Consider the following 9,798-nt stretch of genomic DNA (forward strand, 5'->3'; position numbering starts at 1 on the left):
ATGCCCCACTATCTGCTCAGTGAGCATCGGGAGGGGTAGCGGCTACATGGAGTCGGAGATTCGGGTCGCTTCTGTCCCGGCTGACCACGTCTACGTGCGCCACCTGTCGGCGCTCGAGCCCGACGGCGTGGTGCGGCTGCCCGATCCGCCCACGGAGCGGGCCGGCCAGTGGTGGCCGCCGCGCATGCTCGACCCCGAGTGGGTCGCCGCCCACGCCGACGACTTCGACCTGATGCACATCCACTTCGGGTTCGACGCCCAGAGCCCGCAGCAGTTGCGCGCGCTGGTCGAGGCGCTACGGGCCGCGGGCAAGCCGCTCGTGCTGACGACGCACGACCTGCGCAACCCGCACCATGCCGACAGCGCCGAACACGACGCGCAGCTCGACGTCCTGATCCCGGCTGCGGCGCGCGTCCTGACGCTGACGCCGGGCGCGGCCGCCGCCATCAAGCGGCGCTGGGGTGTGGACGCCGTCGTCACCCCGCATCCGCACGTCTTCGAGTTCGAGGACATCGCCCGGCCCCGGCCGGAGCGATCGGACTTCGTCATCGGCGTCCACTGCAAGAGCCTGCGGGCGTCCATGGACCCGGGCGCGGTCATCGACGCCATCGTGCGCGACCTGCCCGAGCTGCCGGGCGCGCGGCTGGTCGTCGACGCGCACAACGACATCATGAGCCCCGACTTCATCCGCTACGAGCCCGCGCTGGCCGATCAGCTGCGCCGCCTGGAGAGCGACGGCGCGATCGAGCTCCACGTCCACGACTTCTACAGCGACGACGAGCTGCGTGACTACTTCTGGAGCCTGGATCTGTCGGTCCTGCCTTACAAGTTCGGGACGCACTCCGGGTGGGCGGAGGCCTGTTACGACCTCGGCACCGGGGTGCTCGCTCCCGACTGCGGCTTCTACGCCGAGCAACTGGAGTGCTTCGTCTATCACCGCAACCCGGACGGCTCGCTCGACCGGCCTTCGTTCAGCGCCGCGCTGCGGGAGGCCTACGAGAGCCGGGGTCGGCATCCGCACGCGACGGTCGAGGGCCGCAGGGCGCAGCGGTCCCGCGTCGCCGAGCAGCATCGCGCCGTCTACGCAGGCCTGCTGAGTGCCTGATGCGGGTCGTCCTCATCGCCCACGCCAACGAGGGCGTGAAACAGCCCTTCGCCGGCGGGCTCGAATCGATGTGCTGGCACCTCGTCCAGGGCCTACGGGAGCGCGGCATCGACGTCGAGCTCTACGCGGGGCAGGGCTCCGACCCTGACCTGCGGGCGCACGAGCTGCCGATCCATCCGTTCGTGTTGAGCGCGGACGCCCGCGCGGACGTCGCGATGCCTCCCGAGCGGGTCGTCTCGGAGCACTTCGCCTATCTCGACCTCATGCTCTCCCTCGAGGCGCGCTCGGACGTCGACATCGTCCACAACAACTGCCTGCACTACCTGCCCTTGGCGATGGCGTCGCTGCTGCCGTCGCCCATGGTGACGACGCTGCACACGCCGCCGACGCCGTGGCTCGAGCCCGCCGCCCGCGGGCTCGACGACGCCCGCGCGCGCTACGTCGCGGTGAGCGAGGAGACCCGGCGCGCCTGGTCGCCGATCGTCGCCGCCCGCACGATCCACAACGGGGTGGACACCCGGCGCTGGACGCTGGGTCCGGGCGGCGACTCGTTGGTGTGGTTCGGCCGGATCGTCCCGGAGAAGGCGCCGCACCGGGCCATCGCCATCGCGCGCGCGGCCGGCCTGCGGTTGACGATCGCCGGCCCCGTCTGGGATCGCGGCTACTTCGACGAGGCCATCGCCCCGCAGCTGGGCGACGGGGTCGAGTATGCCGGGCACCTGACGACCGCCGAGCTGAACGAAGTGGTCGGACGCTCCGCGGCGTGCCTGGTGACCTCGGCCTGGGAGGAGCCGTTCGGGTTGGTCGCCGCCGAGGCGATGGCCACCGGCACCCCGGCTGTGGTCTTCGATCGGGGCGGACTCCCCGAGGTGGTTGCGCGCGGTGGCGGGGCCGTCGTCCCGGAGGGGGACGAGGCCGCGGCGGTGGACGCCCTTCGCGCGGTGAGGCGCCTCGATCGCCGCCGCGTGCGTGACCTGTGCGTGCGGCGCTTCTCCTTGTCGCGCATGGTCGACGACTACGTCGCCCTCTTCCTGGAGGTGTGCGAGCGGGGGGCCGCATGAGGCTGGGCTGGTACGTCCATCACCAGGGCAGTGGCCACCTCGCCCTGGCGCGGGCGGTCGTCCCGCTCCTCGCCATGGAGGTCACGGTCTTCAGTTCGCTGCCGCGTCCGGCCTTGTGGAGCGGGGACTGGGTGCAACTGCCCCTGGACGTGGGGGACGATCCAGACCCCACGTCGCGGGGTGCCCTGCACTGGGCTCCGGTGGCGGTGCCCGGCTACGCACGCCGGATGCGGACCCTGGCCGAGTGGATCGCGCGGTCGCAGCCCGACGCGATGATGGTCGACGTCTCCGCCGAGGTCGTGACGCTGTCACGGTTGCTGGGGGTGCCGACCGCCACCATCGTGCTGCCCGGCGAGCGGACCGACCGCCCGCACCGGCTGGCCTTCGACCTGTGCGACCTGCTCATCGGTCCTTGGCCGGCCGGGGCGTTCGACCTTCCCGCCGAGGACGCGGCCCGGCTGGTGGCCGTGGGTCCGATCACGCGGTTCGCGAGGCGGGTCGCTCAGGCGCGGGTGCGGCCGGGCTCGGTGCTCCTGTTGTGCGGTGCCGGCGGCACGCCGATCGACGAGGACGCTGTCCGCGCCGCCGAGGCCGCCACCGGCCGGCCGTGGGTGGCCCGCGGCGGACCCTGGCCCGCGAGCCCGGACCTGTGGGACGACCTCATGAGCGCCGAGGTCGTCGTGTCGTTCGCCGGACAGGGTGCCGTGGCGGACGTCGCGACGGCTCGTCGTCCGGCGGTCATCGTCGCCGCCGAGCGCCCGTTCGGCGAGCAGCGCGCGACGGTGCGGGCGCTGCGCCGGCTCGAGGTCGTGCCGGCGCTCGAGGAGTGGCCGAGTCCCGAGCGATGGCCCGAGCTGTTGCGGACGGCGCGGGAGTGGGGCGGCGACAGGTGGCGGCGGTGGGCGCCCGATCCGGTCCGGGGTCCGGCTCGGATAGCCGAGGCGCTGACGCGGTTGGCGGCCCGCGCATGATCACCGCGCTGGTGACGATCGTGCGTGGGCGGCACGCGCACCTCGGCGGGATGCTCCGGGGGAGCCGGAGGGCGACGCGGCGTCCCGACGTGGTGTCGGTGTGCGCGATGGACGACCCGGCGATCGAGGGGATCGTCCGATCGGTGTGGCCGGACGCCGTGTGCACGTCCGTCGCCTGCGACCCCGCACGCTTGCCCTTGTCAGCGGCGCGCAACGCGGCGGCGAAGGCGGCGATCTACGCGGGCGCGGAGATGCTGGTCTTCCTGGACGTGGACTGCATCCCGTCCCCCGGCTTGTTCGCCCGGTACGACCAGGTGCTGAGCGAGGCGGACGCCGTCCCGACCATCGCCGCCGGCGAGGTGGCCTACCTGCCCCCGACGCCGAACGGCTACCCCGCCGACGGCCTCGACGGGCTCGCCGACCCGCACCCGGAACGTCCGATCCTGGCGCCGGGGGAGACCCGGCGGGCGACGGACTTCCGGCTGTTCTGGTCGCTGTCGTTCGCGATGAGGGCGCAGGACTGGGTGCGCAGCGGCGGTTTCGACGAGCGGTACACGGGCTACGGCGCCGAGGACACGGACTTCGGCGCCCGCGTCGAAGCCGCCGGCGGGCAGCTGCTCTGGGTGGGCGGTGCCCGCGCGTTCCACCAGTACCACGACAACCCGATGCCGCCCGTGCACCACCTGGACGACATCGTCCGCAACGCCCGCCTCTTCCACGCGACGTGGGGGTGGTGGCCGATGGAGGGCTGGCTGCGCGAGTTCGACGCGCTGGGCCTGGTGTGCTTCGATGGCCGCGACCTGCGCTCCTAGACGTGCCGCATGGACGTCCAGATCATTGAGCCGCGCCCAGCCCAGCTCGGCGGAGACGATTCGATCGAGGTCCGGCGCCTCTTGCCCAGCCGGGACCGCAGCATGGTGGGCGCGTGGTGCTTCCTCGATCACTACGGACCGGTGGACGTCGCCGGCGGCGAGGTGCCCATGGACGTCGGGCCGCATCCGCACACGGGGCTGCAGACCTGCTCGTTGCTGTTTTCGGGAGAGATCGAGCACAACGACTCGGACGGGGTGCACGCGTTCGTCCGTCCGGGCGAGATGAACCTGATGACCTCGGGACACGGCATCGCCCATTCGGAGGTCACCACCGCGTCCACGCGGGTCCTCCACGGCGTCCAGCTGTGGATCGCGTTGCCCGACGACGCGCGCTTCGTCCCCCGCGCCTTCCAGAACTACCCAGCGCCGGAGGTGGAGGTGCCCGGTGGCCGGGTCCGCGTCTTCATCGGGTCCGTGGAGGGGGTCGCGTCCTCTCCCGTGGAGACGTACACGCCGCTGCTCGGGGCGGAACACACCGTGGACGCGGGAGCCTGTGTCGAGTTGTCTCCGTCAGGACGGACTTCGAACACGGCGTGCTCGTCGACGCCGGCGAGATCACCTGGCATGACACTGTTGTGAAGCGCGGACAGTTCGGGTTCGTGGAGCAGGGCCCCGATCGCCTGAGCCTGACCGCCGGGCCGGATGGGGCACACCTCCTGCTGCTCGGAGGCGAGCCGTACGAGGGATCCGTCCCGATGTGGTGGAACTTCATCGAGCGCGAGCAACAGGAGATCGTGGACGACCAGCGCGAGTGGAACGAGGGCTCGGAGCGCTTCGGAGAAGTCGAGGGATATCCCGGCGTCAGCGGACGGATCCCCGCGCCCCCGCTCCCGGCCGGTCCCCTGCGGCCGCGTGACCGCCATCACAAGATCGGTGATGCCGCGAGCGGACGGTAGATGTTCCGCGGCCCAGGCGAAACCGGTTGTCAGTCGCCCTCGTTTGGGACCACAGCAGGCCGGTGTAGGCGGGCACCGACTGGGGTCGCTGGGTCTCGACCGGAGGCCCAACCCGCGGTGGTGGAGCGGCGTCGTTGACTCGGATGAGCAGGGTTTTGAGGCCCAGTATGCGTCTGACTAGGTGGAGCTAAGGGGACTCGAACCCCTAACCCCCTGCTTGCAAAGCAGGTGCGCTACCAATTGCGCCATAGCCCCAAGAGGGCCCATGCTACGCCAGCGCGGATCGACCCCTCAACACGGCCGCGTGCGACCACAGTCCGACGGCAACCGGGACCGGCGAAAGATTAGATCGACCCTCGTTGATGGGACAATTACTCTGGTCGTCATGTGGTCGAAGCGCGAAGAGATCGATTACGCCCTCCAGCGCCGCAATACGTTGCGGTCGCTGCGGGGACGCACGCGGTCCCTCACGCGCGCCGAGGCCTGCGACGCCGACCCGATGCTCATTCGCGCGGCGCTGAACCACGGGGAGCCCCACCCTGTGGACTGCCCGGTCTGCGGCAGCTCCCAAACGGTCGTGTTGAACTACACGTTCGGCGATCAGCTGGGACAGTACTCCGGACGCATCAAGTCGAGCGTGGAGCTCGATGAGATGCAGAACGAGTTCGGCGAGTTCAAGGTCTGCGTGGTGGAGGTCTGTCACGTTTGTGGCTGGAACCACATGATCAGGTCGTATCTATTGGGGGACGGCGTCCGGCGTAAGCCACCGCGCCGCAGGAAGACGGTTGAGGATATCTATGGCTAGCTCACGATCATCAGGAGGAGCGAGCGTCGCCGGTGGACCGCGCAAGCGCATCGGCTGGCTCGGCAAGATCCTGATCGGGCTGTTGGTGCTGGCGATCGTTGGCGTCCTCGCGGTGGTGGGCATCTACCAGACGATGCCGATCCCCGACCCCAACAAGGAGTTCCAGACCGAGAACACCGAGCTGTTCTACCGGGACGGCAAGGAGCCGCTCGGCACGTTGTCGGTGCAGAACCGCACGTCGATCCCGTACTCGGAGATGCCGCAGACCATGAAGGACGCCATGGTGGCGGCCGAGAACATGACGTTCTGGGACGACCGGGGCATCGACCCCGCCGGCCTCGCACGCGCGGTGCAGTCCCTGGTCGGGCCCGGCGAAACGGTCGGCGGCTCGACGATCACCCAGCAGTACGTGAAGGTGCTGTACCTCAACCAGGACAAGACGTTCATCCGGAAGTTCCGTGAGATCCTGTTGGCGCTGCGCATCAACGAGGTGCAGTCGAAGGAGCAGATCCTCGAGGGCTACCTGAACACCGTCTACTTCGGCCGCGGCGCCTACGGCGTCCAAGCGGCCGCGCAGACGTTCTTCGGCATCGACGCCAAGCAGCTGAACATCCAGCAGGCCGTCGCGCTGGCGTCCCTGGTGAACGCCCCGAACCTGCTCGACCCTGCGATGGGCGACAAGCAGAAGGCCGACCTGCTCGAGCGCTACCAGGTCACGCTGAACCACCTGGTCGAGATGGGCAAGATGACGCCCGCGCAGCGCCAGCAGATCTACACGAAGCTGCCCAGCTTCCCGACCATCGAGAAAGACTCCCGCTTCGGCGGCACCAAGGGCTACCTGATGACGATGGTCCAGCAGGAGTTGCGCGCGAAGGGCTTCGACGACGCCGAGATCTCCGGCGGCGGCCTGCGCGTCATCACCACGTTCGACAAGCGACTCCAGGCCTCCGCGGTGGACGCCGCCCAGTCGGCAGCCAGGCGCGCCGCCCGCGAGCGCGGCAAGAACCCCAACGACCTGCATCCGGCGTTGGCGTCCATCGACACCAAGACCGGCGGCGTGCTCGCGGCCTACGGCGGCCCCGACTACGTGAAGTCGAACAAGAACTGGGCGACGACGCCGCGTCCGACGGGCTCGACGTTCAAGCCCTGGGCGCTGGTCGCGGGCCTGCGCAACGGCTTCTCGATGTACGACACCTTCAACGGCAGCTACTTCCTTCCCCGGGGCGCCCACCGCGCCGTCCGCAACGCCGGCGGCAGCGCCTACGGGGCGGTGACGCTCCTCGAGGCCACCACGAAGTCGATCAACACCGCCTACATGGACCTCGTCAGCCAGATCCCCGACGGCCCCGACAAGGTGATCAAGGCCGCCGAGGACGCGGGCCTGCCCCGCAACAACACGTGGACGCCCGTCCCGAGCATCCCGCTGGGCTTCGCCGAGGTGGACGTCATCCACGCCGCCAACGGCTTCGCGACGCTGGCGAACGAGGGCGTCCGCCGCGAGGCGCACGTCATCTCCGAGGTGCGCGACCGCAACGGCAACGTCCTCTACAAGGCCGACGTGAAGAACGACCAGGCCATCGAGAAGGACGTGGCCATCAACGCGGCCAGCGCCCTCACCCGGGTGACCTCCAGCGGCACCGGACGCTCCGTCTCGGGCCTCGGCTACCAGATCGCGGGCAAGACCGGCACGCGCTATGACAGTGAGAAGGACGCCACGATGGCGTCCTGGTTCGTCGGGTCGACCAAGCAGATCTCCACCGCGGTCATGTTCGTCGCGGGCGATGAGGGCAACAGCAACCTGGACGCCTTCTCCTCCGGCTTCTACGGCTCCGGCTACCCGGCGCGCACCTGGTTGAGCTTCATGCGCGACGCCATGGACGGCCTCGATCACGAGCGGTTCTCCGGCCCGGTCAGGCGCTCCGCCGAGCGCTCCTACCCGACGCGCGTCGCCGCCCCGGCCCCCACCCAGACCAGCGCGACGCCCACCCGGGTAGCCCGGACGACCAGCGCGCCGGCCACCACCACGACGAGCGCCCCTCGGCCGTCGTCGACCGCCTCGACGACGAGCGCGGCGCCGGCACCGACGAAGACCACGGCGAAGCCGACGCCGGCTCCCACCTCGAGCCGTCCCGCGCCGTCCCCGACGGCGACCAGACCCAGCCAGACGCGGCCGACCAGCTCCAACAACGCGCAGCCGCCCCGCACGGTCAGACCGACGAATGACACCACAACCCGGGCGCCGAGCGACGGCGGCACCCGATCGGCCCAGCGCAGCACGACGCCTTGACCGCGGTTCGGGCCCGCCGGCCTGCGCCCCCGGGGGACGTGCGCGGGGCCGTGCAGGCCTGGTGCGTGACGAGGCTCCTCTTCGCCGTCGTCGCCCTGGCGGTCGTCGCGACCACGGGCTCGAGCCTGACGACCGTGCTGGGTCAGTGGGACGTCGCGCACTTCGCCGCGATCGCCGAGAACGGCTACGCGGTCGAGATCGACCGGGCCTTCTTCCCGGGCCTGCCGCTGCTCATGCGGGTGGGGATGGGGCTGGGCGCGTCGCCGCAGGCGTCCGGGGTGGTCATCGCGCTGATCTGCTCGGCGCTGGCCACCTGGGCGCTGTACCGGCTGGGCGGACGCCTCGCCGCGATCGCGTGGCTGCTCGCGCCGACGTCGGTTTTCACCGCGGTGGGTTACACCGAGAGCCCGTTCTGCGCCGCGGCCTTCTGGGCCTGGGAGCGGGCGAGCAACAAGTGCTGGGGGCAGGCGGCTGTGCTGGCCGCGCTGGCCTGCACGCTGCGCGTGTCCGGCTTGTTCCTCATCGGCGCCCTGGCCATCCTGGCACTCACCCAGCGCGGGCGCGTCCGCCTGATCGTGCGCCGGCTCGCCTGGCTGCTGCTGCCCGCCGCCACCCTGTTCGGCTACGTGCTCTTCCTCTACACCGAGACGGGTAGCTGGACGGCCTGGTTCTCCGCCCAGGCGGCCGGTTGGGAGCGCGGCTTCCACTGGCCATGGGAGGCGTTCTGGAACTCGTGGCAGTCGTTGCAGCCCGGCATGTACCCCGAGCACCCCGAGTGGGTCTGGATCTTCCGCGGCGAGATGGTCTCGGTCTTCGTGGGTCTGGCCGTCGCCATCGTCGCGCTGGCCAAGCGCCGGATCGCCGAATCCGCCTGGGTCGCGGTGCAGGTGCTGGCGTTCTCCCTGTCGTACTGGTTCCAGTCGGTCAACCGCGCCGTGCTGCTGTGGTTCCCGCTGTGGACGCAGATCGCCGAGTTCGTCGAGACGCGCCGCCACGGGGGCTGGAGGGCGGTCTGGGCGCTCGTCGCGCTCGCCGCCTTGGCCCTGCAGGGCGTCTGGGCCTGGCTGTTCTTCTCCGGACGCTGGGCGAGCTAGCCGCTCAGGCGTCCTCGCGCGCGGGGGCGACCAGCGCCGACAGCAGCAGGACGAGTTGGTCGGTCGTGCGCTCCCCGGTGTCCTCGTCGCGGATCACCGACTCCAGCACGCCGTGCTGGTAGGCGCCGGCGAGGATCGCGATCGCCTCGACCGCGGGCAGCACCAGCCGGTAGCCGCGCGGCGCCAACGCCTCGACGATGATGTCGGCGAACGCGGCGAGCGTCCTGTCCTCGAACTCCCGGTAGGCGGCCCGGAGCGAATCCTCCCGGGCGGCGTACAGCCGCAGCTCCGCCTCGGCCAACACCCAGGCGCGATCCGACCACTGCGACGCCGTGAACATCTCCAGGGCCCGCCGGGCCAGCACGTCGAACGGGGGGTCGTCGGTCAGCACCAGGGAGTCCACCGTCGACCGGACGTCGGCGAGGCTCTGCTCGCACTGCCACTCCAGGAGGGCGATGCACAGGTCGTCCTTGCTCTCGAAGTTGGAGTAGAACGCGCCGCGCGTGAAGCCGGCAGCCTCGCAGATCTCTTCGACGGACGCCGCCGCGACCCCCTTCTCGGCGAAGACCGGCAAGGCAGCGCGAATGAGGCGCTCACGCGTCAGGCTTCGGCGTTGGCTGATCAGGGAACTCATGGTCGTGTGGTACCTCGTCTGGAACTTTGATACACCACTGTATCGGATACACTGCTGTATCGAGGGATTTCCG

The 9,798-nt window shown here is 70.5% G+C and carries 10 protein-coding genes and 1 tRNA gene; 9 read left to right on the forward strand and 2 right to left on the reverse strand.

What is annotated here, in order from left to right; all coding sequences use genetic code 11:
* Positions 1-19 precede the first annotated feature (19 nt).
* From BN1187_RS05355 to BN1187_RS14600, 6 genes are read left to right on the forward strand one after another with little or no spacing between them, the layout of a single operon-like run.
* Positions 20-1,105, forward strand: a complete 1,086-nt coding sequence (locus tag BN1187_RS05355; RefSeq protein ID WP_235750595.1) for a glycosyltransferase family protein — start codon at positions 20-22, stop codon at positions 1,103-1,105.
* Positions 1,105-2,166 (forward strand): glycosyltransferase, encoded by a 1,062-nt coding sequence (locus BN1187_RS05360; RefSeq protein ID WP_040159374.1) that lies wholly within the window; start codon positions 1,105-1,107, stop codon positions 2,164-2,166. The genes BN1187_RS05355 and BN1187_RS05360 overlap by 1 nt, the downstream gene beginning before the upstream one ends.
* A complete protein-coding gene (locus BN1187_RS05365) occupies positions 2,163-3,137 on the forward strand; it encodes a hypothetical protein (protein ID WP_040159376.1) in 975 nt (324 codons plus the stop codon). The genes BN1187_RS05360 and BN1187_RS05365 overlap by 4 nt, the downstream gene beginning before the upstream one ends.
* Positions 3,134-3,949 carry a glycosyltransferase family 2 protein gene (locus BN1187_RS05370; protein ID WP_040159378.1) on the forward strand — a complete coding sequence of 272 codons (816 nt, stop codon included), beginning with the start codon at positions 3,134-3,136 and terminating at the stop codon, positions 3,947-3,949. Before BN1187_RS05365 ends, BN1187_RS05370 begins: the two co-directional genes overlap by 4 nt.
* Before the next feature lie 9 nt (positions 3,950-3,958).
* Entirely contained in the window at positions 3,959-4,588 is a 630-nt protein-coding gene (locus BN1187_RS05375; RefSeq protein WP_218184569.1) for a pirin family protein, read from the forward strand.
* Entirely contained in the window at positions 4,543-4,905 is a 363-nt protein-coding gene (locus tag BN1187_RS14600) for a pirin-like C-terminal cupin domain-containing protein (RefSeq protein WP_218184570.1), read from the forward strand. Before BN1187_RS05375 ends, BN1187_RS14600 begins: the two co-directional genes overlap by 46 nt.
* Positions 4,906-5,087: 182 nt before the next feature.
* Here the strand turns inward: BN1187_RS14600 and BN1187_RS05380 are convergent.
* A tRNA-Ala gene (locus BN1187_RS05380) sits at positions 5,088-5,160 on the reverse strand.
* A 130-nt stretch (positions 5,161-5,290) separates the two neighbouring features.
* Here BN1187_RS05380 and BN1187_RS05385 point away from each other — a divergent pair.
* From BN1187_RS05385 to BN1187_RS05395, 3 genes are all read left to right on the forward strand, one after another.
* Complete coding sequence (locus BN1187_RS05385; RefSeq protein ID WP_040159379.1) at positions 5,291-5,710, forward strand: DUF5318 family protein; 420 nt, start codon at positions 5,291-5,293, stop codon at positions 5,708-5,710.
* Positions 5,703-7,997, forward strand: coding sequence for a transglycosylase domain-containing protein (locus BN1187_RS05390; protein ID WP_052462315.1), 2,295 nt, complete (start codon positions 5,703-5,705; stop codon positions 7,995-7,997). The genes BN1187_RS05385 and BN1187_RS05390 overlap by 8 nt, the downstream gene beginning before the upstream one ends.
* Positions 7,998-8,062: 65 nt before the next feature.
* On the forward strand, positions 8,063-9,091 hold the full coding sequence (locus BN1187_RS05395; RefSeq protein WP_235750596.1) for a mannosyltransferase family protein: 1,029 nt from the start codon (positions 8,063-8,065) through the stop codon (positions 9,089-9,091).
* Positions 9,092-9,095: 4 nt separating this feature from the next.
* On the opposite strand, the gene BN1187_RS05400 is transcribed toward BN1187_RS05395, so the two are convergent.
* Positions 9,096-9,725, reverse strand: coding sequence for a TetR/AcrR family transcriptional regulator (locus BN1187_RS05400; RefSeq protein WP_052462317.1), 630 nt, complete (start codon positions 9,723-9,725; stop codon positions 9,096-9,098).
* Positions 9,726-9,798 lie beyond the last annotated feature (73 nt).

The sequence above is a fragment of the Nigerium massiliense genome (genome assembly GCF_000826085.1).
Classification (GTDB): Bacteria; Actinomycetota; Actinomycetes; order Propionibacteriales; family Propionibacteriaceae; genus Propioniciclava; species Propioniciclava massiliense.